Annotated in this window: 25 protein-coding genes; 13 read left to right on the top strand and 12 right to left on the bottom strand. The window is 65.4% G+C overall.

Going from position 1 to position 24,515, the window contains the following annotated elements; translation table 11 throughout:
- Positions 1–38: 38 nt before the first annotated feature.
- Positions 39–1,034, bottom strand: coding sequence for a LacI family DNA-binding transcriptional regulator (locus AC5RUU_RS14940; RefSeq protein ID WP_493975980.1), 996 nt, complete (start codon positions 1,032–1,034; stop codon positions 39–41).
- 204 nt (positions 1,035–1,238) lie between these two features.
- Here AC5RUU_RS14940 and AC5RUU_RS14935 point away from each other — a divergent pair, with 204 nt between their 5' ends.
- The 4 genes from AC5RUU_RS14935 (at position 1,239) to AC5RUU_RS14920 (ending at position 4,829) form a co-directional block, all read left to right on the top strand.
- A complete protein-coding gene (locus AC5RUU_RS14935; protein WP_493975979.1) occupies positions 1,239–2,483 on the top strand; it encodes a S8 family serine peptidase in 1,245 nt (414 codons plus the stop codon).
- A 102-nt stretch (positions 2,484–2,585) separates the two neighbouring features.
- Positions 2,586–3,155 carry an RNA polymerase sigma factor gene (locus AC5RUU_RS14930; protein ID WP_493975978.1) on the top strand — a complete coding sequence of 190 codons (570 nt, stop codon included), beginning with the start codon at positions 2,586–2,588 and terminating at the stop codon, positions 3,153–3,155.
- 239 nt (positions 3,156–3,394) lie between these two features.
- Positions 3,395–3,976, top strand: coding sequence for a hypothetical protein (locus AC5RUU_RS14925; protein ID WP_493975977.1), 582 nt, complete (start codon positions 3,395–3,397; stop codon positions 3,974–3,976).
- Between the two features lie 178 nt (positions 3,977–4,154).
- A complete protein-coding gene (locus tag AC5RUU_RS14920; protein ID WP_493975976.1) occupies positions 4,155–4,829 on the top strand; it encodes an aspartate/glutamate racemase family protein in 675 nt (224 codons plus the stop codon).
- Here AC5RUU_RS14920 and AC5RUU_RS14915 read toward each other — a convergent pair.
- A complete protein-coding gene (locus AC5RUU_RS14915) occupies positions 4,826–5,152 on the bottom strand; it encodes a hypothetical protein (protein ID WP_493975975.1) in 327 nt (108 codons plus the stop codon). The two genes, AC5RUU_RS14920 and AC5RUU_RS14915, sit on opposite strands and share 4 nt — an antisense overlap.
- A gap of 172 nt (positions 5,153–5,324) precedes the next feature.
- Here AC5RUU_RS14915 and AC5RUU_RS14910 point away from each other — a divergent pair, with 172 nt between their 5' ends.
- Positions 5,325–5,843: a DUF2087 domain-containing protein gene (locus tag AC5RUU_RS14910; RefSeq protein ID WP_493975974.1), complete on the top strand. Its 519-nt coding sequence runs from the start codon at positions 5,325–5,327 to the stop codon at positions 5,841–5,843.
- A 235-nt stretch (positions 5,844–6,078) separates the two neighbouring features.
- Here the strand turns inward: AC5RUU_RS14910 and AC5RUU_RS14905 are convergent, their stop codons facing one another.
- The 4 genes from AC5RUU_RS14905 to AC5RUU_RS14890 form a co-directional block, all read right to left on the bottom strand.
- Positions 6,079–7,668, bottom strand: coding sequence for an alkaline phosphatase D family protein (locus AC5RUU_RS14905; protein ID WP_493975973.1), 1,590 nt, complete (start codon positions 7,666–7,668; stop codon positions 6,079–6,081).
- A 113-nt stretch (positions 7,669–7,781) separates the two neighbouring features.
- Positions 7,782–8,156 (bottom strand): PH domain-containing protein, encoded by a 375-nt coding sequence (locus AC5RUU_RS14900; RefSeq protein ID WP_493975972.1) that lies wholly within the window; start codon positions 8,154–8,156, stop codon positions 7,782–7,784.
- 537 nt (positions 8,157–8,693) lie between these two features.
- On the bottom strand, positions 8,694–9,179 hold the full coding sequence (locus tag AC5RUU_RS14895) for a GNAT family N-acetyltransferase (RefSeq protein ID WP_493976103.1): 486 nt from the start codon (positions 9,177–9,179) through the stop codon (positions 8,694–8,696).
- A 5-nt stretch (positions 9,180–9,184) separates the two neighbouring features.
- Positions 9,185–10,054 (bottom strand): ribokinase, encoded by an 870-nt coding sequence (locus AC5RUU_RS14890; RefSeq protein ID WP_493975971.1) that lies wholly within the window; start codon positions 10,052–10,054, stop codon positions 9,185–9,187.
- Positions 10,055–10,204: 150 nt separating this feature from the next.
- On the opposite strand from AC5RUU_RS14890, the gene AC5RUU_RS14885 reads away from it, so the two are divergent.
- Positions 10,205–11,647: an MFS transporter gene (locus AC5RUU_RS14885; protein ID WP_493975970.1), complete on the top strand. Its 1,443-nt coding sequence runs from the start codon at positions 10,205–10,207 to the stop codon at positions 11,645–11,647.
- Between the two features lie 35 nt (positions 11,648–11,682).
- Complete coding sequence (locus AC5RUU_RS14880; RefSeq protein WP_493975969.1) at positions 11,683–12,684, top strand: nucleoside hydrolase; 1,002 nt, start codon at positions 11,683–11,685, stop codon at positions 12,682–12,684.
- Positions 12,685–12,732: 48 nt separating this feature from the next.
- Here the strand turns inward: AC5RUU_RS14880 and AC5RUU_RS14875 are convergent, their stop codons facing one another.
- The 3 genes from AC5RUU_RS14875 to AC5RUU_RS14865 form a co-directional block, all read right to left on the bottom strand.
- The gene (locus AC5RUU_RS14875) at positions 12,733–13,515 is read right to left on the bottom strand and encodes a GntR family transcriptional regulator (RefSeq protein ID WP_493975968.1); all 783 of its coding nucleotides are present in this window, start codon (positions 13,513–13,515) and stop codon (positions 12,733–12,735) included.
- 98 nt (positions 13,516–13,613) lie between these two features.
- Positions 13,614–14,486 carry an alpha/beta fold hydrolase gene (locus tag AC5RUU_RS14870; protein ID WP_493975967.1) on the bottom strand — a complete coding sequence of 291 codons (873 nt, stop codon included), beginning with the start codon at positions 14,484–14,486 and terminating at the stop codon, positions 13,614–13,616.
- A 59-nt stretch (positions 14,487–14,545) separates the two neighbouring features.
- Positions 14,546–14,932 carry a TfoX/Sxy family protein gene (locus AC5RUU_RS14865; protein WP_493975966.1) on the bottom strand — a complete coding sequence of 129 codons (387 nt, stop codon included), beginning with the start codon at positions 14,930–14,932 and terminating at the stop codon, positions 14,546–14,548.
- 327 nt (positions 14,933–15,259) lie between these two features.
- Here AC5RUU_RS14865 and AC5RUU_RS14860 point away from each other — a divergent pair, with 327 nt between their 5' ends.
- From AC5RUU_RS14860 to AC5RUU_RS14850, 3 genes are all read left to right on the top strand, one after another.
- A complete protein-coding gene (locus AC5RUU_RS14860; protein WP_009372930.1) occupies positions 15,260–15,463 on the top strand; it encodes a cold-shock protein in 204 nt (67 codons plus the stop codon).
- 749 nt (positions 15,464–16,212) lie between these two features.
- On the top strand, positions 16,213–18,330 hold the full coding sequence (locus tag AC5RUU_RS14855) for a carbon starvation CstA family protein (protein WP_493975965.1): 2,118 nt from the start codon (positions 16,213–16,215) through the stop codon (positions 18,328–18,330).
- 13 nt (positions 18,331–18,343) lie between these two features.
- Positions 18,344–18,535 (top strand): YbdD/YjiX family protein, encoded by a 192-nt coding sequence (locus AC5RUU_RS14850; protein ID WP_493975964.1) that lies wholly within the window; start codon positions 18,344–18,346, stop codon positions 18,533–18,535.
- 6 nt (positions 18,536–18,541) lie between these two features.
- Here the strand turns inward: AC5RUU_RS14850 and AC5RUU_RS14845 are convergent, their stop codons facing one another.
- Complete coding sequence (locus tag AC5RUU_RS14845) at positions 18,542–19,891, bottom strand: MFS transporter (RefSeq protein ID WP_493976102.1); 1,350 nt, start codon at positions 19,889–19,891, stop codon at positions 18,542–18,544.
- 154 nt (positions 19,892–20,045) lie between these two features.
- Positions 20,046–20,780: a FadR/GntR family transcriptional regulator gene (locus tag AC5RUU_RS14840; protein WP_493975963.1), complete on the bottom strand. Its 735-nt coding sequence runs from the start codon at positions 20,778–20,780 to the stop codon at positions 20,046–20,048.
- Between the two features lie 185 nt (positions 20,781–20,965).
- On the opposite strand from AC5RUU_RS14840, the gene AC5RUU_RS14835 reads away from it, so the two are divergent.
- From AC5RUU_RS14835 to AC5RUU_RS14825, 3 genes are all read left to right on the top strand, one after another.
- Positions 20,966–21,511 carry a gluconokinase gene (locus tag AC5RUU_RS14835; RefSeq protein WP_493975962.1) on the top strand — a complete coding sequence of 182 codons (546 nt, stop codon included), beginning with the start codon at positions 20,966–20,968 and terminating at the stop codon, positions 21,509–21,511.
- 42 nt (positions 21,512–21,553) lie between these two features.
- On the top strand, positions 21,554–22,957 hold the full coding sequence (locus tag AC5RUU_RS14830) for a GntP family permease (protein ID WP_493975961.1): 1,404 nt from the start codon (positions 21,554–21,556) through the stop codon (positions 22,955–22,957).
- A gap of 176 nt (positions 22,958–23,133) precedes the next feature.
- Positions 23,134–23,958, top strand: coding sequence for an SDR family NAD(P)-dependent oxidoreductase (locus AC5RUU_RS14825; RefSeq protein ID WP_493975960.1), 825 nt, complete (start codon positions 23,134–23,136; stop codon positions 23,956–23,958).
- A 128-nt stretch (positions 23,959–24,086) separates the two neighbouring features.
- On the opposite strand, the gene AC5RUU_RS14820 is transcribed toward AC5RUU_RS14825, so the two are convergent.
- Positions 24,087–24,392, bottom strand: a complete 306-nt coding sequence (locus AC5RUU_RS14820; RefSeq protein WP_493975959.1) for a hypothetical protein — start codon at positions 24,390–24,392, stop codon at positions 24,087–24,089.
- Between the last annotated feature and the right edge of the window lie 123 nt (positions 24,393–24,515).

The raw sequence follows: 24,515 nt of genomic DNA, 5'->3' as shown, positions 1-24,515 counted from the left end.
TGGACCCTAGTGGTCGTTTACGTTGGCGTGGATGGAGGTTAGGTGGAATCGCGGACGATGAGCTGGCAGGGCTGTGCTTCCACTCCAGTCCTGCTGTTTCCGCCGATGGCTTCCAGGACGCGTTCTCCTGCGGCGCGGCCCAGTTCCTCGAGGTTCATATCGATGGTTGTCAGGGCGGGCCTGCAGTTCACGGCCGCCGCCGCCCAATTGTCGAAGCCGATGATCGCGACGTCGTGGGGCACCACAATGTTTGCCTCGCGGAGTCCGTCAGCCACACCGCGGGCGATTTCGTCACTGCCGCAGAGCACGATGTCCACAGGTTCCACCCGCTGGCGCAGCATCTGGGCGGCCTGCCTGCCCCAGGCCTCGGACCAGTTTCCGTAGAGGGGACGGTCGCTCACCAGGGTCAGGCCGAAGGCTCCGGCATGTTCCTGGACGGCCTGGGCGCGGATGCGGGCCGAGTAGTCCTGGCGCGGCCCGGCCACATAGGCGATGTTCTGGTGGCCCAGGTTGGCTGCATGTTCGAGCGCGAGGAGCATCCCCTGCACCTGGTCAACCACCACGGACATGTCTTCGGGGTCGGAAGAATGGCCCATGACATAGACGATCGGAACTGATGTCGGGGGCAGTGGGGTGCGGGGGCCGGTGAGGTTGGTCATGACCACGATCGCATCGACATTGCGTGAGGCCAGCGTCTCCACGCAGTGGCGCTCGCGAACCAGGTCGCCGCGGGAGTTGCTGATGAGCACCGAGGCGTGGTCCGGGCCGAACGAATCCTCCAGCCCGTACATCACGGGAATGCTGAAGCGTCCGATGTCGTCCGAGGTCACCAGGCCGATGGTGAGGACGTCGTTGCTGCTGCCTTCCGGAGAAGCGGCCTCGAAACCGAGCTCCCTTGCCGCGGCCAGGACACGGTCCCGGGTGTCTTCACGCAACTGGCCGCGCTTGTTGAGCGCCTTGGATACCGTGCCGATGGAAACACCGGAGGCATTGGCGACGTCGGCCAAGGTGACCCTGCGGGACGTGAAGCTCACGGATCCTCCTGGAAGTGCTGAACGTGTGCAATACATTCACGGTAAGTTGCGGAAACTTTTCTTGTCAATAGGAAAAGTTTCTGCGCAATTCCCGGGCACAGACGCGAAGACGACGGCGGCGCCCGCCGCGCGTGCGTTGGCTGCGGGACTATAAGGGGGCATCTCCCCCTATCGAGCCAGCACGGGTGCGCGGAAGATGACCCTATGAAGAAACTCGTGCCGGCGGGCTTAGCCGCGATCACCTTGGTTCTTGGTTCCCTGTTCGGCGCCGTCGTCCCCGGCAATGCTGCGCCCCAGCCGTCAATTACGGAGGGGCAGATCCTCGTCAAGTTCCGCGACGACCGTGCGGCCGCGGGCGTGCTGCGCCAGCATGCCCTCGGCGACGGACCCGGCGTCGGCAGCACCGGCGCCCGCCTCATCACTGTGCCGGCCGGGAAGGAGCTGCAGCTCATCGAAGCCCTGAGCCGGAACCCGGTGGTTGAGTATGCGGAGCCGGACCAGGTGGTCCTTGCCTCTACGACCGATGAGTTCTTCCCGCGGCAGTACGCCCTGCAGAACGACGGCCAGTCATTCACCAACACCAAAGGCGACATCCAGATAGCGGCTGGCACGAAGGATGCCGACGTAGACGCCGTCGAGGCCTGGACCGTCACCACCGGCATCGGTATCAAGGTGGCCGTCCTTGATTCCGGCGTCGCCAACGACAATGGCGACATCGCACCGAAGGTTGCCGCCCGCGCCAACTTCACCGCCGGGGAGACTGGTGACGACAACTACGGCCACGGCACACATGTTTCAGGGATCGTCGCCGCCACCGCCAACAACGGTGTCGGCGTGGCCGGCGTGTGCCCGGGCTGCAGCATCCTGGACGGCAAGGTCCTCAATGACAGCGGCGTCGGATCCAGCTCAAGCCTGGCGAACGGCATCAACTGGGCGGTGAGCAATGGTGCAAAGGTCATCAACATGAGCCTTGGAGTGCGAGCCTCACGCACCCTCGAAGCTGCGGTGAACAACGCTTGGAACAAGGGTGTGGTGCTCGTTGCCGCAGCAGGCAACGGAGGCAACCAGGCGCAAATCTATCCGGCTGGTTACCCCAACGTCATTGCTGTCGCCGCCACGGACAACAAGGACGCGAAGGCATCCTTCTCAACCTACGGCGCCAGCTGGGTGGACATCGCCGCACCCGGATTCAACGTTTACTCCACGTTCCCGAATCATGCATTCGTACTGGGGACGCAGAACAACCGTTCTTTCGGGTACGACGTTGGCAACGGGACCTCCATGTCCTCGGCTATCGTCTCCGCGGCCGCCGCCCTGGCCTGGAGCACCAACCCCGGAGCAACAGGCTCGGCAATCCGCGCAAAGGTCGAATCGACAGCCGACAAGATCGCCGGGACGGGCACTCTCTGGGCGAATGGCCGGGTGAACGTCGACCGGGCCGTTCGCTAGTTGCAGGGGTCACCGCGCCCCGGTTCTTGCTCGGTAAGGGGGCTGCCAAAATTGTTCGATCATTTGCGACACACTTAGGCAGGTGGTGGACAGGTACAGGGTATGAGTCATCTATCGAGGGCCCCTGACAGGGCGGACGTCTTTCGGTCGTTATATGAATCCGCATATGCCGACCTACTGAAGTTTGTTCAGCGTCGCACCGACACGGAAAATGCGGAGGACGTGGTCGCTGAGGCGTTCCTTGTCGTTTGGAAGCGTTTCTCTGAAGCACCGGCGAACGAGAACGATGCCCGTGCCTGGGTTTTCGGGATCGCGCGGAATCTTATGCTGAATGCCCGACGCGGTGAACAGCGACGGCGGGCACTCGGCGTCCGTCTCGCTGAAGCAGAACCAACTGCGTGGAGCACCTCTCATGCTGATCTGGTCGGTAGTCGCATAGATCTAAGCCGCGCTTGGATGCTTCTTTCTGAAGTCCATCAAGAAGCTCTGGGACTTGCCGTCTTCGAGAACCTTGCCGCGCCGCAGGCGGCCACAGTCCTCGGAATCTCGCCCGTGGCTTTCCGACTGAGACTGACCCGCGCCAGACGGGCTCTCCGGCTTCTACTCGACCACCTCCCCCATCATGCTTCCGACATTCCGGCGGCAACACCTGAGAAGGCGCCAACGTTATGAAAAATGACCAGAACCTCGACACACTGCTGCGCTCCCTGGACGCAGCCGGGCAGAGCCCACAGGCTAACCCCACCCGGGCGGAAGCAGACCTTGTGCGCATACTTAGCTCGGAACCAACTTCGGCTCTCCCTGGCAGGTTGGGTGTTACTCACAAGCAGGCCAAATCCACGACCACCCGCAGACGACGAGCCGTGGCTCTCGGAGGCCTGGTAGCAGCAGTCACGGCGGGATTAATCGTAGTGCCCGCACTTTCAGGGAAAGGCGACCCGGCATTCGCCACGTGGACTGCCGTACCGGGGACGCTTATTGGCGCCGAGCGTGACGGCGCCGTCGCAGACTGCCTCTCGTCAACCCGACGTGTTGGCGACGGAATGTACTCAAGCGAACTTTCAGCGGCGGAAGTAGCCGTTGCTGAGCGGCGGGGGGCATGGGTGACTGTGGTCCTCACTGGTCCTGACGGTTTCGAAGCGTCATGTACCGCCGACGCCACGGCCCCCTGGTTCGACAAAGGGTCATTCGGCTCGGTCGGAAAAACCACGAACGCGGCGGCACTGCCTGCACGAGGTATTGCTGCGACCCAACTCGGAACCGGAACAAGCTCAAACAAACCCCTCTCGCTTGCGTCAGGTCGCGTGGGAGCCGAAGTCGCGGCGATTACCTACACCAACTCGGCAAACGAAGAAGTGATAGCAACCGTCGCGAAAGGCCACTTCGCCTTTTGGCTACCCGGCAACGACCTGCGGAATGCCTCTGATGAAGGAGTGCCCGTCGAAGTTACCTACACTGACGGGTCCACGGACGCCCAACTACTCAAATTCTGAGTCCCGTGGAACAGCTCCCTCTGCTTCTTTCATGAGCTGAACATACAAAGGCCGATTCTCAACCAAGCCCGGAGGCCCCATTTTCCTCGATCGGCGCGTCGAACTGCGCATGAAACAACACCACTTTCCGCCGGTGTTGCGACGTTCGTGAGAAACCGCCCTGTTAGAGTCGGGCTCCATGACCGAATTTCGTCCAGCAGCCGCGGGTATGGTCGGCTTCCTCCACACGGCGCAGGTTCACGAGGCGACGTTCGAGGCCCTGTCCCGTGAGCTCATGCCCTCCGCCTCCACGGTCCACCGCGTGGATCCCGAAGCCCTGGAGGTGGCCAGGCGGAACGGGGACGCCGAGAGCGTGCGTGCCATCGTAACCTCCCACCTTGCGGAACTTCGCGAGGCCGGGTGTGAGGTGGTGCTCTGCACCTGCTCGACGCTGGGCGAGGTAGCGGAGGGACTGTCGGGCGGCGGACTGGATGTTATCCGTATCGACCGGCCGATGCTTCGCCGGGCCGTGACTCTCGGCCCGCGGGTCGGTGTCCTCGTGGCGCTCACGAGCACAGTTGAGCCGACCACACGCGTCCTCGCGGAGGAGGCCGCAAACGCGGGATCGGATATCTCTGTTGAGGTCAGCGTCGTCGAAGGTGCCTGGGAGGCCTTCCTGGCAGGGGATGCGGAGGCTTACCACTCACGCATCGCCGACGCGGCCCGTGCGCTCGCAGGCTGCTGCGACGTCGTTGTCCTTGCCCAGGCGAGCATGGAACCTGCCGCCGCCCTCCTGAACGGGCTCAAGACTCCGGTCCTGACGAGCCCGCGCTCCGCCGTTGAAGCGGTCGCGGCCGTGGTCCGGTCCCGTTAACAGGACGCCATTGGCGCGAGACTAGGGGAGTGGCTGCCGTTCGCCGGCGCTGACTGAAGCGCCGGACGTGACGTAGTCCCGCCGTCGACGGCGGCCACAATGCCCAGCCCCACGACGGCCAGGCCGGGCAGCATGGCCGCAGCGAGAACGCCGTCCACCAGGCCGCGCAGCACCTCCGCGGGAGAAGAGGAACCTGCGCCGCCAACAGGTGCCGCCTTCGGCATGAGCGCGGTTAGCACGGCGACGGCGAGCCACACCGTCACCGCCGTGTAAGCAAGGCGAAGGCCCTGACGCGTCCAATAGATGCGGCTGAGTTCCTGCATCGATTCCCCCATGTTCGGTTCGCCGGAAGCCCGTGCCCGGGCCTGTCTAGGGGAATCGTATAGGCCGGACGTAGGCTGCTGTCCCAGCTTTAAGTCAGTTCTTGCTGAGCTTCGGGGCCGGGAGAAATGTGAACTGGACCCTGTTCTGCGCAGCGGCGGGAGGTGGAGTGCCATGAACGGATCACCGGGTCAAGGTGGACCGCACTGGCGCCGGGTCATGGCGGCGCTCGCGAACCGGGATGCGCGGACTGCTTATGCGCAGATCGTGCTTGGTGAGGATGTACTCCCGGGCGTCAAGGACCAGCAGCGCTCAAAAGCCATCAGCATTCTGCTGGAAGCCGGTCTTGTCGAATGGAGCGGGAGCAGCGGCCTGGTGGCGTCGGAGGCGGTCTTCCGTGAGCTTCTCTCCCAGCAGCCAAGGCGCCAGCCGAGGACCGGGGTGGACCGCTTCCTGCGACTGGGCCGAATCGAACGGTACCCGGCCAGCCCGGTGGACCGGCGCGAGCTCCTGGCGTGGATCGTGCGTGAAGCTATCCGGCCGGGGGAGGACCTCACCGAGAGGCAGGTCAACGAGCGGTTGCTGAGCTACACCGAAGACGTGGTGCTGCTGCGCCGCTATCTGGTCGACTTCGGCCTGCTGGAGCGGACTGCTTCCGGATCCTCATACCGCCGGACGGTTACGGAGGAATAGCGGCAGACTTCACCAAGGCCTTGGCTTTCAAACACCTTCGGTGTCTCGGAATCTCCCTACTGTCCGCCGCGCCAGTCTTGGGCAGCGGGTGGCCGGCAGTAAAGCAAGCCACCCGCCGTCGTCATGCGCCCTGATACGCAACTTATGTCCGGGCCTCAATCGGCACTCCGCGTCAACAAAAGAGAAGGCAACTCCCCGGCCCCCAAAAGTTGCGCATCTTGTGCAGAGGCAGAGGCTAGCCGCGCATCTGCAACCCCGGTACTCCGTCCTGGATCGCGAACGAAGCCTTCGTCGAAACGGGGGCGCCCGGCGTCGTGACGTAGTCCAGTACCCGGAAGTCCGCGGTCATCGCATCCTTCGTAACGCGCGTGTTCACGTAGCCGCGGTTGTCGTTGTAGAACTTCAGGTGCGGGTTCCAGGCCATGACTGGGTCGGTGGTGGAGCCAGTGCCGTTGCCGGTGGAGGTGATGGAGGTGCAAACCAGTTCGGAGCCAACTACGGGCGAGGCCGGGTCCTTGTAATCGGCCTTGAGGTCGTTGGCCCAGTTGCGGTGCACGTCGCCGGTGAGGACGACGGCGTTGCGCACGTTGGCCTCTACCCAGCCCTGGGTGATGCGGCGGCGGGAGGCGGCGTAGCCGTCCCAGCCGTCCATGGAGACGTCGTCGATGTCCGCGGCGGCGTTGCGGTCGCGTTCGGCGAAGAAGACCTGCTGGCCCAGGATGTCCCAGCGCTGGGTGGAGTTCTTGAACCCGTCCAGCAGCCACTTCTCCTGCTCGGCGCCCGTGATGGTGCGGTCCTCGGCGAGGCGTTCAGTGACGTTCTTCTTCCAGCCGTCGCCGGCCAGCTGGTCGTCGCGGTACTGCCGGGTGTCCATCATGTGGAAGTTGGCCAGCTGCCCCCACTGGATGGTGCGGTAGATCTTCATGTCGAACCCGGCAGGGACGGACGACGCGCGCAGCGGCATGTTCTCGTAGTAGGCCTGGAAGGCGGCGGCGCGGCGCTGGCGGAACCGCTCGGTGGTGTCGTTGAGCTGGGCGGCGTCGTTGTTCTCCGGGACCTCGTCCGCCCAGTTGTTGTCCACCTCGTGGTCGTCCCAGACCACCAGCCACGGCGCGATCGCGTGCGCTGCCTGCAGGTCGGCGTCGGACTTGTACTGCGCGTGCCGCTGCCGGTAGCCAGCCAGCGTGGTGGTCTCCGGACCCTGGTGGTCGCGCGGGTTGCCGCCGCCGATCACGTAGCTGTCCTTCTTGTACTCGTAGAGGTAGTCGCCCAGGTGCAGCACCAGGTCCGGGTGGTCCTCGGCCAGGCGGGTGTAGGCGGTGAAGTAGCCGTGCTCGTACTGCGAGCAGCTGGCGAACGCCATAGCCAGCGCCGCCGGCGTCTCGTGCGGCGCCGGGCTGGTGAGGGTGCGGCCAACCTCGCTGATGTGGCGGCCGCTGCGGAAGCGGTAAAAGTATTCGCGGCCGGGCTTGAGGCCCTTGAGTTCCACGTGCACGGAGTGGGCGGTTTCGATCCTGGCCTGTTCGACGCCGCGGGATACTACCTGGCGCATGTTCGGGTCTTCGGCCACTTCCCAGGCGACGGGGACCTGCCGTGACGGCATGCCGCCCAGGCCGTCCTTGGCCAGCGGGTCCAGTGCCAGGCGCGTCCAGATCACGAAGCCGTCGGGCCACGGCTCACCCGAGGCGATACCAAGCATGAAGGGATCAGTCCGGAGGCCGGCGTCGTCAGCGGTGGAAACCGCGACGGCGGCGCTCGGCAGGGCAGCGACCAGGCCTGCCCCAAGGCCGGCGGAAATCAGGGATCTGCGTGAGATGTTGTCCATGCCTTCGACCGTAGGAAGGCCGGTTGGACAGGTTCCGAGGAGGATGTGAATGGCCGGTTAACTGCGTGACAAGGATAGTCGAATGGCCCGGGGAAGTTCCCCGGGCCATATAATCAGTGCTGGCCACCCAGGACGGAATGCGCGATCAACATGTCGAGACGCCGGATGTCGGCCTTCTTACCGACTTTGATCTTGATGTGACCTGCCCGGGTCCACAGCTCAAGCTCGGCGTCGAGATCGAACTTCCCGGCATTCTCTGACGACCACATGTTGATGGCGGAGTAGGGGAGCGAATAGACCTCCACCTTCTTGCCCGTGATGCCCTGGGCGTCCCGAACAATCATGCGCTTGGTGGTGAAAATGGCGCTGTCCCGGAACGTCCGGTAGGCCGCGACGGGCTGCTCACCGCCAACCATGAGTTCCATGACGTCATTGGGAATCGGGCATTCCTCGACGAACATCCATGTAGTTACTGCTGCTGCTTCCAAGTCGAGCTCCCCCTAAATCGGCGATGGTGTGCAGCAAAAGCCTAGCTACTATTCGGCAGGGGCTATCGCGGTGGCTAGAGCCGGCGGGAGTTCAGGGAGTCGAACTGCTTCTGCCAGTCTGCCCGGTCCTGGTCCACGTAGCGCCGGTGCGCCTGGTTCCATTTGGGAATCAGGTCCGGCATGACTTCGGCGTCGGCAGGTTTCTTTGCCGGCGCCGGAGGGACCGGTGCGGCGCTGCGGGGCGGAGCCACTGGTCTCGGAGCGGGCCGCGCATACCGGTTAGGACCAGCACTCACCTTCTGACGGGTCGTTGAGCCGGCAAGGCCGAAAATCCAAAGCATCGTCCGGCAGAAGAGCCAGACCACTCCGAAGAAAACGAGGGCGGCGAAAAGGACGCCAACCCACAACAAAATTCCGATTGCTGAGAAGAGCACAACCATGGCCAATTTTATCTTCTCGGCCCTCGATGTGGGGCGGGAATCCAGGCATCGACCGGCTCGGTTTCGACAGGCTCAACCACCGGGAGGCTTCGGTCTCCTAAAGCTCCAGCCGGAACACCCACAGCAGGACGTCCTCGCCCGGCACGTACCAGTCCCGGTCCGGCGCGCGGCGGAAGCCCAGGGACTCGTACAGCGCGTGGGCACGCTCCATGAAGGTTGCACTGGTAATGCAGATCGCGCCGATCCCCGGCAGGGACCTGGCATGGTCGATAACCCGGCGGACCACGGCCCGCCCCACGCCGCCGCCCTGGATCGCCGGGTCCACCGCGAGCATCCGGAACTCCAGCTCCCCCTCCATGGCGATCTCGCTGTACGGCTGGCCGGCGAACGTCAGCATCACCGCCGCGACCACATGGCCGGCCGTTTCGGCCACCCACACCTCGGCGTGCTCCGCCCGGTGTTCCACGTCCTCAAGCACGCCCATGTACGGGTGGTCCGCCGGAAAGTGCCCGGCCGAAAGGTAGGCGTCCCGCGTGATCCGCCGGACGTCGTCGTAATCGGCCGGCACTGCAGGCCGGAACATCAAGTTCACGGCCCGGACACGTCCGCCCCGGCAACCCTCGAAACGTACCCGGCCAGCGGGGCAAGCGCCGGCTGGGACGAGGGATCGCCCACCGCGTCCGCACCCACCGCGTTGGCAACGGAAAGCGCTGCCGCGTAGCCGAGCCCGGCACCGAGGGCCAGTACCAGGGCTGCGCAGAACGCGTCGCCCGCGCCGACCGTATTCACCACACGCACCGCAGACGCCGGCGCCTCCGCCACCTTCCGGCCGTGCTCGAACATGGCGGAACCCTCGCCACCGTACGTGACCGCCACCAGCTTGGCTCCGGCGAGGGCAGGGATCAGGGCGTACTCGCTCTCATTGACGATCACCAGGTCGCAGCGCTCCAGCAGCTCCGCCGGGAGATCCATGGCCGGCGCCGCGTTCAGCACGAAGGGGCCCTTCGCCCGCCGGGCCGCCTCCACCACCACGGGCAGGCCCACCTCCAGCTGGCACAGCACCGTCTCATCGGGGCCGAACTCCACACCCTCCAGCGAGAGGCGGGAGTTGGCGCCCGGGCACACGACGATCTGGTTCTCGCCGTCGGCGTCCACCACGATCAGCGCGGTACCGGTCGCTTCGGGCAGGACGGCAACGGCAGCGGTATCGACGCCGGCACCTGCCAGGGCGTCCAGCATCCGCTGGCCCTGCGCGTCTTTGCCCACGGCGCCGACCATGCGGGCGCTGCCGCCGAGCCGCGCCGCCGCCGCTGCCTGGTTGGCACCCTTGCCGCCGGGCTGTTCGGACAGCACTGCGCCCCCGATGGTTTCGCCGGCTGTAGGAAGCCGTTCTGCGGTGGCGATCAGGTCCAGGTTGATGCTGCCGACCACGGTGACGGCAGGAAGTCGATTGCTCATGGAAAGTCTCTTTCGGAGGGGTGCCGGACGCGGCGGGAACAGAAATCAGTGTACGCCATGGGTTGTACTTGTCAGTCATACATGGTTGTATAACAACTCGATCTTGCCCGCAGAAAGGCAAGCACGCCTGCTCGAACAAAGGAGTTTGATGTGAACACCCCGACCCCGGCGGCCGCCGCGCCGCCCGCTGAAGCCGCAGCCGCCGTCGTACTTCCCGACAGCCCGGCCAAATTTTCCGGCCGCCGCGCCGCCCTGCTGATCTCCACCCTGCTGCTCGGCGTGCTCTCCTTCCAGCTCAACGCCAGCATGGTCACGCCCGCGCTGCCGCAGATCGCCGCCAGCTTCGGCCGGAACGCCGATGCCGCAGCCCCGGTCCAGTCCATGTTCTTCCTTGCCGGCGCCATCGCCGGGCCCGTGATCGGCAGGTGGAGCGACTTCATCGGCCGCCGCGCCGCCCTGCTGCTGGTCCTCGGCATCATGGGCGCCGGCACCATCCTCTGCATCACCGCGCCCACGCTGGAGCTGCTCATCACCGGCCGGTTCCTGCAGGGCGTCTCCAGCGCGGTCTTCGCGCTCGCGTACATCGTCCTCAGCGAGAACCTCCAGGCGAAAGTTTTCGGCACCTCGGTGGGCATCATCGCCGCCATCAACGGGGGAGTGGGCGGCGTGGACGGCTACGTGGGCGGCCTCATGGCCGAGACCCTGGGCTTCCGGTCCATCTTCGTCGTCGTGCTGGTCCTAACCGCCGTTGCCGCCGCCTGCATCATCCGGGTGGTCCCGGCCGGCCGCCCCGAGGGGGTCCGCGGCGCCATGGACTGGTGGGGCGCCGGTTCACTCTCGCTGTTCCTCGTGTTCATCACGTACTTCGTCTCCGGCGGATCCGCCGCGGGCTGGACCGCACCCGGCACGCTGGCGTTGCTGGCCGCCACCGTCGCCTCCTTCGCCGCGTTCTGGTTCATCGAAAAACGCCGCAGCCACCCGCTCATCGCCGTCCACCACCTGCGCTCCCGCCAGGTGTGGCCGGTCATCGCCACCACCGTCCTCACGCTGGCCGGGATCTTCGCGATCATCAACTTCACCGTGGTGCTGCTCAGCCAGGATTCCGACGGCGGCTTCGGGCTTTCCGCGTCCGTGTCGGCTTTGCTGTTCCTCACCCCGGCCGCGCTTATCGGCGTGTTTGCGGCACCGCTTGCCGGCTGGCTGGCCGACCGGCGTGGCTGGATCAAGACCCTGCGCGCCGGGACCGGGCTGAGCCTGGCCTGCGCCATCACTGCCGCCGCGTTCTCGGAGAGCCAGGTGGCGGTGCTGATCGCCGTCGCCGCGCTGGGCATCTTCTATAACGGCTTCTTCCTCACCGCCATCAACGGGCTCTCGGTGCTGCTCTCGCCCAAGGAGGCCCCGGCTGCACTGCCCGGCATCAACGGTGCCTCCTTCGGCATCGGGGCGAGCCTCGGCGTCGTCCTCGTGGCCCCCTTCGCCGCCCAGGCCACGGCCGCCGGGTACGCCACCGCCCTCTGGATCTCGGTAGGCATCACGGCCGCCGCGTTCATCGTCAGCCTCTTCGTCGCCGCCCCCAAGGGCGGGACCGTCTGACCTCTCTGACCCATCACCGATCTGAAAGAAGCACCATGACTGCCACCTCCCCGTTCTACCTGGACTGCGACACCGGGATCGACGACGCCCTCGCCCTGGCCTACCTGCTCGCCGCCCCTGCCGCCGAGGTGGTGGGGATCGGGACCGTCAGCGGCAACGTGAGCGCCGCAGTCGGGGCCCGCAACACGCTGGACCTGCTCCAGCTCGCCGGTTCTGCGGACATCCCGGTGGCGCTGGGTGCCCACGATCCGCTCGCCGGCGCTTTCGGGGGTGGTGCGCCTTGGGTGCATGGGCAGAACGGGATCGGCGAAGTGTCGCTTGCGGCTTCTCCTGCCGGGCTGGCTTCCGAGTCCGCGGCGGAGATGCTGGTGCGGCTGGCCCGCTCCCATCCGGGGACGCTGCGGGTGCTCGCCATCGGCCCCCTGACCAACATCGCCGAAGCCCTTCGGCTGGAGCCCGCGCTGCCTTCGCTGGTGGCTTCCGTGACTGTGATGGGCGGCGCGGCACTCGCTCCCGGGAACATTACGCCGGTGGCCGAGGCCAACATCCACAACGACCCCGAGGCCGCCGCCCTTGTGCTCGCCGCCGACTGGGACGTCACCCTGGTGCCGCTGGACGTGACCATGAAGTCCGTCCTGGAGGAGCACCACCGGCAGGAGCTGCTGGCCTCGTCCGCGCCGGTGCCGCAGGCGCTGGGAGAGATGCTGGGCTACTACTTCCGCTTCTACGAGGGCATCTACGGCCGCCCCTGCTCGGCGATGCACGATCCGCTGGCGGCGGCGCTCGCCGTGGGTGCAGTTGAAGCTGCGGCGGCTCCGGTGGTGCGTGCCGTCGTCGACACCTCCTCCGGGCCATCCCGCGGACAGACCGTCTGCGACATGCGGGGATTGTATGCCGGCTATCCGGACGTCCGAGGTGCGCGGTGCCGAGTGGTGCTGTCGCTGGAAGAGGATTTCGCGCCGCACCTGGTGAAGACGCTGCTTGGCTATTTCGAAAGCACGACGGCGGCACTTGCCTCAGCGGGGTCGTCCGCCTGACGTCCGGCCGGAGCTTGCGGCAAGTACCGGCTCGAGGGGCGATTGCAGTCAGGACTGGAACTGCTGCATTACCGAGAGATGCCCCGCGCGGGCCGCGATCAGACACTTGGCCAGGTAGAACGGCTGGCTGCCGTTCCTGACGTACTGCGTGAGGACCAGCACCGGGTCCGACGGGCGCAGGTCCAGCAGCTTGGCGCGGCTGGGCCCCGCCTGGCTCAGGCTGATCTGGCACTCGCCGGGACCGGGTAGCCGGCCCAGCTGTTTGGTGAGGGTGGCAAGCAAGGTGGCGCCGCCGTCGTCCTTTATCTCCAGGGGCGAGGCGGCATTCTTGCCGATGCTGACGGGTTGCGCGGAGACGTTTTCCTGCAGGTGCGCGATGATCTCGCCGTCGCGGATCAGGACCGATTCCCAAAGCCAGCAGTCACTGCCGGGCTCCACCCCGATGCCGGGGGCCACGAACTCGGATGCTGCCTGCCGGACCACCTGGGTGCGCTTCACCTCAAGCTGCTGCCCCGGGCTGCCAAGCACGTCCTCGAACGGCTGGATCCGCTCGATGCCGATGCGGGGGAGCGTGTCCGAGACGAAACGCCCGACGCCGCGCCGCGCCCTGATCAGGCCGTCCTCCTCGAGCAGCATGAGGGCTTCGCGGACCACGGTGCGGCTCACTTTCATGTCGGCGCCGAGCTCGGTCTCGGTGGGGATCATGGAGCCGGGCGTCAGGAGGCCGTTGCGGATCGCCTCAGCGATCCGCGAGTACACCGCGACCCGCAGCGGCGAGCCCGGCTGGGCGGCCACCGGCTGGGACAGGAACCGGGCGGCGTCCTGGTGCACGTTTGCCTCGCTTTGTTGTGGCTGGGTCCGGGGTTTCCAGCCTAGAATAAGTTGCACGTGTTTGTTGGACAAGCCAAATAGCAGGCGGCAGCGTCTGCCTAACGGTCCCCGCGAACGTCCTGCAGAATCTCGGCAGTAGTGGATTCCGATCTGACCCGTGGCATGGTTCGGGCATCGACCCGCCCTGCATTCGTGACGTGCCCGGGTGTGGTTCCTTCGGCCGCTGCCCAGTGCCGCAGGAGCCCTTCGGCCAGGCGCTTCGGCTCGATCCGGTGAGGCGGGTCGAAATGGTGCCGTCGCGGGAACACCTCCAGGTGGAAGTCGGGAAAGAAGACCCGTGCCAGCCGCGCCGCCATTTCCCCGTAGTCGTCCGGATGACTCAGTCCGCCGAGGGCAAAGAACACCGGCTGGCTGAAGGCGGCCAGCCGGGACCTGTCCAGGTCGTAGTTCTCGAAGGTCCTGAGGAACGCCCTGATGCCGGCGGGCCGCCTGGCCATCCACGGCGGCGGGGGACCAGGCTCGGGTGGCGGAAGGACGACGTCGGGCCTCACTCCCAGCCTCATGAAGGCGGTCATGAACTGCTCCGGAGGGAGCGCTGCCAGCTGCCCGTACTTCTTCCGGTGCTCCGTGTAGGCCGGACTCCAGTCCCAGGTCCCCGCCCAGGCCGGCTCCAGCAGGGCCAGGCTCTGCAGCCTTTCTGGGTGCCTGGCAGTCAACGCCAGCGCGGCGGCACCGCCACCGGAATAGCCCGCGAGGTGGAACGACTCCCAACCGCGGGCATCGGCTTCGCGCAGGACGGCGTCGACCTCAGTGTCCAGGGTCCAGTCCTTTGCCGGTTCGTCGTCCCTGTACAGCTCCAGGTCCTTGGCAACAGCCTGCACACCGGGCCCGAGGGCATCAATCAGAGAGTTATAGGCCAGGTCCGCAGGCAGCACGGCGCCGGGTAACAGGATGGCCCGAATCGGTTCCATGGAAGAACCCTACGCCCGAACCGGACGTAAACAAGGGGCCGCAAATCCGGGCAGCCCCGCTACCTTTTGGCGGCCTTCGGCGCGCGGACCTTGGGTTCCTTCGGCGGCAGCGTTGAGACAAACTCATAGGCCTTGGTTACCCAGGCCTTGGCCCGGGCGTCGTCGCCGTCTCCCTCTTCGTTCCACACCTCGGGAAGCCCGCTGTAGCCTGCCATGGGCCGGTCCGCCGGGCCGAACGGGACTGTCCGCTCAGAGGATTCCAGCATCACCCGGTCCTCGTCGGAGAGCTTGACGCCGATGGTGGGGCCGAAGAGTCCGGCAAACATGTTGCCGTTCACGAATGCGCCCAGGTTGCCGAACATGGGCTTCACCACGACGTCCGGATGGGCCGGCACGACCGACCGGAAGCGTTCCTTGTCTTCCTCGGTTGCTTTGGGCATCTCCATGGCTGGTGTCTCCCGTTCGAAGGATTCGGCTCGGTATGAGTGCAGAATAGGCCCAAACCGGGTGCTGGTCGAGGGAGCCTGCACCGTGAATGGCGATGTAATCCGGGAGGGTTTTTGGCGTGATCATGACACTGCCGGGGCTGGTGGTAGGGCAAACGCATAAGTTCCTGTAGTGTTGAGTCTGTTGTTGTGTTTATGCAGTTGGTAGTTCAGGCAGTACGCGCGGTCGAAAGTCCGTGTTCTTCTGAAGTAGCGGTTTTTGAACACCCCACGCCGGAGGGCCCGAAAGTCGGGACTTTCCCTCCACCTTCACGAAGGACAAAAATAATGGCTACTGGCACCGTCAAATGGTTTAACGCTGAAAAGGGCTTCGGCTTCATCTCCCCGGACGACTCCTCGCAGGACGTTTTCGCGCACTACTCCGCGATCAACTCCAACGGCTTCCGCTCCCTCGAAGAGAACCAGAAGGTTTCCTTTGACACCGAGCAGGGCCCCAAGGGTCCCCAGGCCACCAACATCCAGGCTCTCTAATCACTTAGAGTTCCGGGACCGTTAGGTTTCTTCAAGTAGGGCTTGCCCTATTGGACTGCTCCCCGAAAGTTGGACTGAAAATTCAGTTCTGACTTACGGGGAGCAGTTTCGTTTTAAGGGCAAGTTAGTTGTTTGTGGAGCAGTGTGAGGGTGCGGTGGCGCTGACCCGGTCAGCCCGTGGTGGCGGAGCAATCTAATGAAGCGGCGCGAGCGTAACTGGGAGCCGCGATTCGGATGCAGGACGGTCCTCCCGGACCAGCGACTGCGTCCTCACGGCACCTGGCAAAGACGGGAAACTCCGTAATCTTGGACATCAGATTCGTCATCTTGGCCATCTGAAGGGCGCTTCTTCCAGAGATTGCGCCAACGCTGTTTTCCCAGCCCAGAAAGTTCCTTGACCCGCCGCGGTGCCCATGCTTCTATAGCTTCGCTCTTACGTGAGCCACCGCACAGTTCAGTCGCTTTGGCGATGGTCTGCACAAGACCGGCCCACATTGGCCTGGCTGCTGCGATACTTCAACTACCCAATAGGTGGATAAATGCAGTTGCCCGATTCTCAAAGTCGAGACGTGGGAAAAACGTACGAAGTAGAGTCACCGAACACATCGTCGGATGATTTTTTTAATAGCGACCCAGCCCTGCCCGCAACCGCGGTGAGTGAGGCGAGGGAAGCTGAAGATAATAAATGGACACCAGCCAAGATCGGGCTGTGGGTTGGAATTGCCCTTCTGGGCGGGGTGGCTTGGTTCATGCTCGCCATCCTCCGTGGCGAAACGGTCAACGCCATCTGGTTTGTCTTTGCCTCAGTCTGTACATACCTGATCGGCTACCGCTTCTACTCCAAAGTGATCGAACGGTACATCACTAGGCCGAACGACCGCCGCGCCACCCCGGCCGAATACAAGGCGGACGGCAAGGACTATGTCCGCACTGACCGCAACGTGCTGTTCGGCCACCACTTCGCGGCCATCGCCGGCGCAGGTCCGCTCGTCGGTCCCGTCATCGCGGCCCAGATGGGATACTTGCCGGGTACTATCTGGATCATCATCGGCGTCGTACTTGCCGGAGCTGTCCAGGACTACCTCGTCCTGTTCTTCTCCATGCGTCGCGGCGGCCGGTCGTTGGGCCAGATGGCCCGCGAGGAACTCGGCGTGATCGGCGGTACCGCCGCCCTGGTCGCCACGCTGCTCATCATGATCATCATCGTTGCCATCCTCGCGCTCGTCGTCGTCAACGCCCTTGGTGAGAGCCCGTGGGGCGTGTTCTCCGTGGGCATGACCATCCCTATCGCCCTGTTCATGGGCGTATATCTGCGGTTCCTCCGGCCCGGCAAGGTCATGGAGGTTTCCATCATCGGTTTCGTCCTGCTCATGGCTGCCATCATCGGCGGCGGCATCGTCGCGGAGACCGAGTGGGGCGCGGCGTTCTTCCACCTGGACAAGGTCACCATCGCTTGGGGCCTCATTGTCTACGGTTTTATCGCCGCGATCCTGCCTGTGTGGCTGCTCCTCGCTCCGCGCGACTACCTGTCAACGTTCATGAAGATAGGCGTCATCGTCATGCTGGCGCTGGCCATCATCGTGGTCCGTCCCGAAATCGCCGTGCCCGCGTTCAGCGAGTTCGCCAGCCGGGACAACGGTCCGGTGTTCTCCGGGGCGCTGTTCCCGTTCCTCTTCGTCACGATAGCCTGCGGTGCGCTGTCCGGCTTCCACGCATTGATCTCCTCCGGCACTACCCCCAAGCTGGTCGAGAAGGAACGCCAGACCCGCATGATCGGCTATGGCGGCATGCTGATGGAGTCCTTCGTGGCCATCATGGCTCTCGTGGCTGCCATCTCCATTGACCGCGGACTGTACTTCGCCATGAACTCACCGGCCGCCCTGACGGGTGGAACAGTGGAAACCGCGGCCACGTGGGTAAACAGCCTGGGGCTTGCCGGTGTGAACCTGACTCCGGACCTCCTGTCGCAGACGGCCGCCAATGTCGGTGAGGAAAGCATTGTCTCCCGCACCGGTGGCGCACCCACACTGGCGGTGGGGCTGGCCCACATCATGCAGCAGTTCATCGGCGGCACGGCCATGATGGCGTTTTGGTACCACTTCGCCATCATGTTCGAGGCGCTGTTTATCCTGACCGCCGTTGACGCCGGCACCCGCGTTGCCCGCTTCATGCTGCAGGACTCCATTGGAAACTTCGTTCCCAAGTTCAAGGAGCACTCGTGGCGGCCCGGGGCATGGTTGTGCACAGCGGTCATGGTCGGTGCGTGGGGAGCGGTGCTGCTGATGGGCGTCACCGACCCGCTGGGCGGCATCAACACACTGTTCCCGCTGTTCGGCATCGCCAACCAGCTGCTCGCAGCCATCGCGCTGTCCGTGTGCCTGGCCATCGCGGCCAAACGCGGCTCCTTCAAGTACCTCTGGATTGTGGCCCTGCCGCTGGCGTTTGCCGCCGTGGTTACCATCACCGCCAGCTTCCAGAAGATTTTCTCCCCGGTGCCCGCGGTGGGTTACTTCGCCAATAACGCGGCCTTCTCCAAGGCCCTTGCGGACGGCAAGACGGAATTTGGAACGGCCAAAACCGTTGCGGCCATGGAAGCGGTGGTCCGCAACACCGCCATCCAGGGCTGGCTGTCGGTGATCTTCGTCGTGCTGAGCATCACCGTCATCACAATGGCTGTGATCGCCACAGTGAAAGCCTTCCAGAATGAGGCCGCCGGGGTTGCCCATACGGACCACGAAGACCCGGCCTTCCCGTCCCGGGGCTACGCCCCGGCGGGCTTTATTCCCACGGCGGCAGAGCGGGAACTGATGGCCGAGTGGAACAAGCTCCCTGCCGAGTTGCGGCTGGAAAAGTCCGGGCACCACTGATGCGGACCTGGCCGTGAACGCGATAGTGGAAGGGGTTCGGGGGGTCGCCCGTTACCTTGCCGGAGTGATGGGCGGGGACGCCTACCAGAAATACCTGGAGCACTACGTTTCCTCCGGACACACCCAATCTCCACTCAGCGAACGGGAGTTCTGGCGCGACAGAACCGACCGCCAGGACAGCAATCCGCAGGGCAGATGTTGTTGAATTGCCCTAGGCCGGGGGCCGCTGTCGGAGTCTACTCCGGCAGCGGCCCTTGCCGTTTGTTAACTCACCTGTGCCGCCAAAAGTCCAAATGCTGATTGCCCGCCGGCTGCAGGGCGGATTCGTCGCCGTAAGCCTGGACCACCTCAGCGCCGGCGGACTAGCTGGCCTTTCGCCGGGGCCTGCGGGGTAGCCGCCCCTGCGGTTCGCCGCAATGATCGCCAGGGCTGCGGCCACCGGAATGGCCGCTGCCAGGGGCACCAGGCCGGCGCCGAGGGTGGTGAAGGCCGCTGCACCGTAGGAGGCGCCGACGGCGATGCCCAGTTGGATGGTGACGACAGTCAGGCTGTTGGCGGCGTCCCGGTGCTCACCGCCGGCCCGAAGGACCGCCGCCTGGTTGTAGATGCCGATGGCCCCGAAGGCGATTCCCCACAGCGCCATCAGCGCCATCGCCCCCGCCCAGCTTCCGCCCAGTGCGGGAAGCAGGGCAAAGACTGCCAGGAGCCCGGTCACAGTGGCCAGCAAGGACCGCCGCGGCTGCGAGTCCGTGGTGATGCCGGCAATCCAGATTCCCACCAGGCTGGCCACCCCGATCACCGTCAGGGAGATACTCACGGCGCTTGCCGGCAGGCCCGAGGCCAGCAGGAACGGGGCGATGTACGTGAAGAGCGTGAAGTGCGCCAGGACCAGCAGCGGCCAGGCCACTGCAACGGCGACGACTCCCCGTACCGCCAGGGCGGCGCGCAGCGACGGTGACTCCCGCCCTGCGTCCGCCGCCGCGGGAAGCAGCCAAACGGCCAGCAACCCGAGGAGTGCGGCAACGCCGGCAAGAACCAGGAAAGAGGACCGCCAGGACAGCACGCCACCCATCATGGTTCCGAGCGGGGCGCCCACGGCCAAGGCGATGCTGTTGCCGCTGAAGACTATGGCCATCGACTTTCCCACCGCATGCGCCGGGACAATCCGCGCCACAAACGGCGCCATCCCCGACCAGAGGAGCCCGTGCGCCACGCCTCCAAGGAGCCGGGCGCCGATGGCAAACGGGAGATTCGGGCTGAGGGCCAGTATCACGTTGCTTAAGGCGAAGGCGAACACGGCCGCGATCAGCAGCGTCTTCCGGGGAACGCGTCCGGCCAGCAGCCTGGACAAGGGGAGCGCGGTGAAGACAATCACCGCCGCGTACACGGCCGTCAGCGATCCGACGGCGGACTCCGCCACCCCTAGGTCGCGGCTGATTTCCGGCAGGAGGCCGGAGGGAAGGAGCTCAGTAGTGATGGCGGTAAAACCCGCCGCTGCGAGGACAAGAAGTCCGGCCCTCGGGATTCTTGTGGGAGCGGGCGGACCGGACGGGGGTGCCAGTGCTGGTTGTTCAGTCGTCGGTACGTGAGGGAGTTTGCTGTTTGTAGGGATTGCCACGCTTCCAACAAAACCAGCAACTGCCACGGCGCTGGGAGTCCCTGCTGGACCGGGTTCTGGCAGTGCCCCTTTTCATGTGGCAGGCGAAACCACCGGGCTAGTGCAGGCCCATCGCCTCGCGCACCTCGTCCAGGATGTGGTGCATGGCCCGCTCGGCCACGACAGTATCGCCGCGTGCCACCGCCGCGGCCACGTCCTCGTGAGCCTGCAGTGCCTCGTTCCGGGGCTTGAACGGCATGAGTCCCTGCTTGGTCCGGCTGGTGAGCACCTCCGCAACCATGTCTTCCAGTGCCCGGAACATCTCGTTGCCGCAGCTCCGCAACAGCAGCTGGTGGAACTCGATGTCGGCCGCCAGGAAGCCCTGCAGGTCACCGGCTTCGCCCAGCCTGCGCAGCTCCGCGCCCAGGGCAACGAGCTGGGAACGCTCCGCCGCACTTGCCCGGCGCGCGGCCCCGGCAGCGGCAATGGGTTCGACGGCGATGCGCAGCTCGGTCAGGCTGCTGTATTGGTCGGCGCGCCGGTCGGACGCGAGCCGCCACCGCACCAGTTTGGGGTCATAGACGTTCCAAAGCGAAGGCTCCTGCACCACGATGCCCACCCGGCGGCGCGAGTAGACGAGGTTCATGGCTTCCAGGACCTTCATGGTGTCCCTCGCCACCGTCCGGGAAATGCCGTAGTCCTGCTGCAGCCCCTCAAGTGTCAGCCGGCTGCCGGGCGAAAGCTCAAAGGAGGCGATAGCTATGCCGACCGCCTCCAGAACACGCTCGTGCATCGCTGGGGAAGCCCCGCCGTCGTGCGCGTCATCCGCGTTCTGTACCGTCGTCGTCGACATCGTTTCCGCCTTCCCGCGCCGGAGCGCTCCTTCAGGATAGCCAAGATGACGGAAAGGTATGACTTGTGACACTGAAAGATAGTATTTATCGTCCCAAAAGGTGATACCTTATGGCGTAGCGCCCTAAAGCGGGCTTGCAGCGAGCTTCTTCGAAAGCCAAAGACGTCTTCTCCGGAGGTATGAACATGCAGTATCCACCCACGCATCTTGTGGTGATGGGCGTTGCCGGATCCGGCAAATCCACCCTCGCGGCCGCACTGTCCAAGCAGCTGGACTGGGCCTGCGCCGAGGCCGACGAATTCCACCCCGAAGCCAACATCGCCAAGATGAGCCAAGGCATTCCCCTGCAGGACGGGGACCGCTGGCCCTGGCTCCGGGAAATCCGCGACTGGATGACCGCCCAGGCGCAGGCCGGCTGCAGCACGGTCCTTACCTGCTCGGCCCTCAAGAAGAGCTACCGCCAGCTGCTGTCCGAAGCCGAAGGGCGCGTCCTCTTCCTCCACCTCGACGGCGGTGCGGACCTGATCAGCCAGCGGATGCAGGGCCGCGAAGGCCACTTCATGCCGCCCACCCTGCTGCCCAGCCAGCTGGCCACGCTCGAGGCGCTCAGCCAGGAAGAGCTCGACGCCGGCAGCCTCCGCCTCGATATCTCCCGCTCGCCGGAGGAGCTGGCCGCCGCCGTCGTGCAGGCCTTGAAGCTTTCCTCCGGACAGGCGCCCTGCCCCTCCTAAACCCCACAAACCCCAACAAAAGTTCTGTTTCAAAGGAGAACCATGACCATCGAAGGATGGACCCAGACGCTGGGCGCAGGCCCCCTGCTGCTCATCGCCGCGGCCGCGATCGTCGCGCTGCTGTTCCTGATCATCAAACTGCGCATGCACGCCCTGATCGCCCTGATCCTGATCAGCCTCGCCACGGCCTTCGCCACCGGCATCCCCGCCAACCAGGTGGTCCCGGTCCTGATCAACGGCTTCGGCACCACCCTCGGGACCGTGGCACTCCTGGTGGGCCTGGGCGCCATGCTCGGCCGGATCGTGGAAACCAGCGGCGGCGCCAAGGTGCTGGCCGACTACCTCATCGGCATATTCGGTGAAAAACGCGCCCCGTTCGCGCTGGGCCTTGCCTCGTTGATCTTCGGCTTCCCCATCTTCTTCGACGCCGGCCTGGTGGTCATGCTGCCCGTCGTCTTCGCCGTCGCCCACCGCCTGGGCGGGGGAGTGCTGCGCTACGGCCTGCCCGCCGCCGGCGCGTTCTCCGTAATGCACATCTTCCTGCCCCCGCACCCGGGCCCCGTCTCCGCTTCCGCATTCTTCGAAGCCAACGTTGGCCTGGTCACCATTGCCGGCCTCATCGTGGCCATCCCCACCTGGTACGTCACCACCTACCTCTACGGGCTGTACACCGGCAAGAAGCTGGTCCTTCCCGTGCCGGAACTGCTGGGCCACGCCACCGCCGAAGCCGAATCGCACCCGCCGCGCTTCCGCACCATCATCGGGCTGCTGCTCCTGCCGCTGCTCCTGATCTTCATCAACACCGGGCTGAACACCCTGGCCACCTCCGGCGCGCTGTCCGAGGACGTCAAGAACGAGCAGTGGTTCCAGGTCCTGCGCACCATCGGTGAAACCCCGGTGGCCCTGCTGATTTCGGTGCTGGTGGCCACCTTCGTCCTCGGTGCCAAGCGCGGCAAGGATGCCGGCGCCCTGGAGAAGCTGCTCGAATCCTCCCTCGGACCGGTCTGCTCCGTCATCCTGATCACCGGTGCCGGCGGCATGTTCGGCGGCGTGCTCCGTGCCTCCGGGATCGGCCAGGCACTCGCCGACGTCCTGGGCAACCTGGGTATCCCGCTGATCCTGGCCGGCTTCCTGATTTCCGCCATCCTCCGCATCGCCCAGGGCTCGGCCACTGTTGCGCTGACCACCACCGCCGGCCTGATAGCCCCGGCCGTCGCAACCGCCGGACTCAACGGCATGCAGGTTGCCGCGATGGTCCTGGCCGTCGCCGCCGGTTCCGTGGTGGTCTCCCACGTCAACGACTCCGGCTTCTGGCTGGTGGGTCGCTTCTTCGGCATGGACGTCAAGACCACGCTGAAGACCTGGACCGTCATGGAAACCCTGATCGGCGTGATGGGCTTCGCCATTGCCGCGGTGATCTTCCTGGTGGCCGGGCTGGCAGGCTAGTTCCCCCTCCCAACTAGGTAGCACCAGGTGTCGTTTTGAGCGCTCAAAACGACACCTGGTGCTACTTACATCTGCGGGCCGGGGCGGCGGGCGGGAACACCGGCCGCCCCGCCGTCGTTGTTTCCCTCTGTGTGCCGGCTCCCGGCGCCTTTCCGCCACAAACCAAAGGACATCCCTTGACTCCTCGCACCATCGTCATCACCGGCGCCAGCGACGGCATCGGCGCGGCAGCAGCCCGGACGCTCGCGCAGGCAGGGGAGCAGGTGGTTGTCGTCGGCCGTTCCGCGGAGAAGACCCGCGCCCTCGCCAAAGACATCAACGCGGACTACTTCGTGGCCGACTTCGCCGAGCTGGACCAGGTCCGCACCCTCGCCGCGCAGCTGAACTCCGACTACCCGCGCATTGACGCCCTGGCCAACAATGCCGGCGGCATCATGGGCAGGCACACCCTCACCGTGGACGGCAACGAGTCGACGTTCCAGATCAACCACCTGGCACCGTTCCTGCTCACCACGCTGCTGATGGACACGCTCACGGCCAGCAACGCCAAGGTCATCAACACCGCCAGCGCCGCCAACGGCATCGGCAAACTGGACCTGTTCGACCTCAACTCCGAGCACAGCTACTCCACCAACCGCGCCTACGGCACGGGCAAGCTGGCCAACATCCTCTTCACGTCCGAGCTGCACCGCCGCTTCGGAAACAAGGGAATTACGACGGCGGCGTTCCACCCTGGCGTGGTCCGCACCAACTTCGCAGCCGAGTCCACCAGCCCCTTCCGGCACGCCTACAAGACGTTGTTGAACCGCTTCATGCTCACCCCGGACCAGGGCGCCGACACCTTGCTCTGGCTCATCAACGGCACCCCCGGTGCCGATTGGTTCTCCGGCGCCTACTACGCCAGGCGGGCACTGGCCAAGGCCAACCCCCAGGCCTACGACGACGAACTGGCCCGCGGCCTGTGGGAGCAGAGCGAGGAACTGGTCCGGCCTGGCGCCTGAAGCGTTGCCAGGCCTGGGCGGGCCCGGAATGCGTGCTTTTGGGTTCCTCGGCAGGGGCCGATCCCGGCGATCCTGAGGTTTGGGGCAGGCGCAAGCTCAGGCACGCATCCTGGTCATCGCTTGCCGCGTCACTCGCAGCCGATACCGTCGTTGTCCCGGTCCAGCCCATAGGGGTCGTTGCCGATGACGTGTACGGGGCCCTGGACGTAAGCCGGGCCGTTGCCGCTTCCGCCAGCGCAGTCAACGTCAGAGGCGATGGGGACGCACCCTGAATAGTTGGGGTCGCAGCCCGATGGCGCAGGGGGAGCGGTGTGGGCTGGCGGCGCCGGAGCCGGCGCCGGCGCCACGTATTGCGGTTCAGGTGGTGCTGCCTGCCCTGACTCATCCGGCTGAGGTGCTGAGCGGTTTGGTTGGTCAGCAACCACCGCACTCATGAAACCTTGAGATTCGCCGCAACCGGTCAGGAGGAACGCAGCAGCGCAGGCAGCTGACAGAATTCCCCTCAGTGGTCCTATTCGCCGGGTTCTCCCTGCGGTAACCAGCCCCACATCCAGGCA

Source organism: Arthrobacter sp. K4-10C (assembly GCF_059090085.1).
This window is presented reverse-complemented; position numbering and strand designations above follow the sequence as displayed.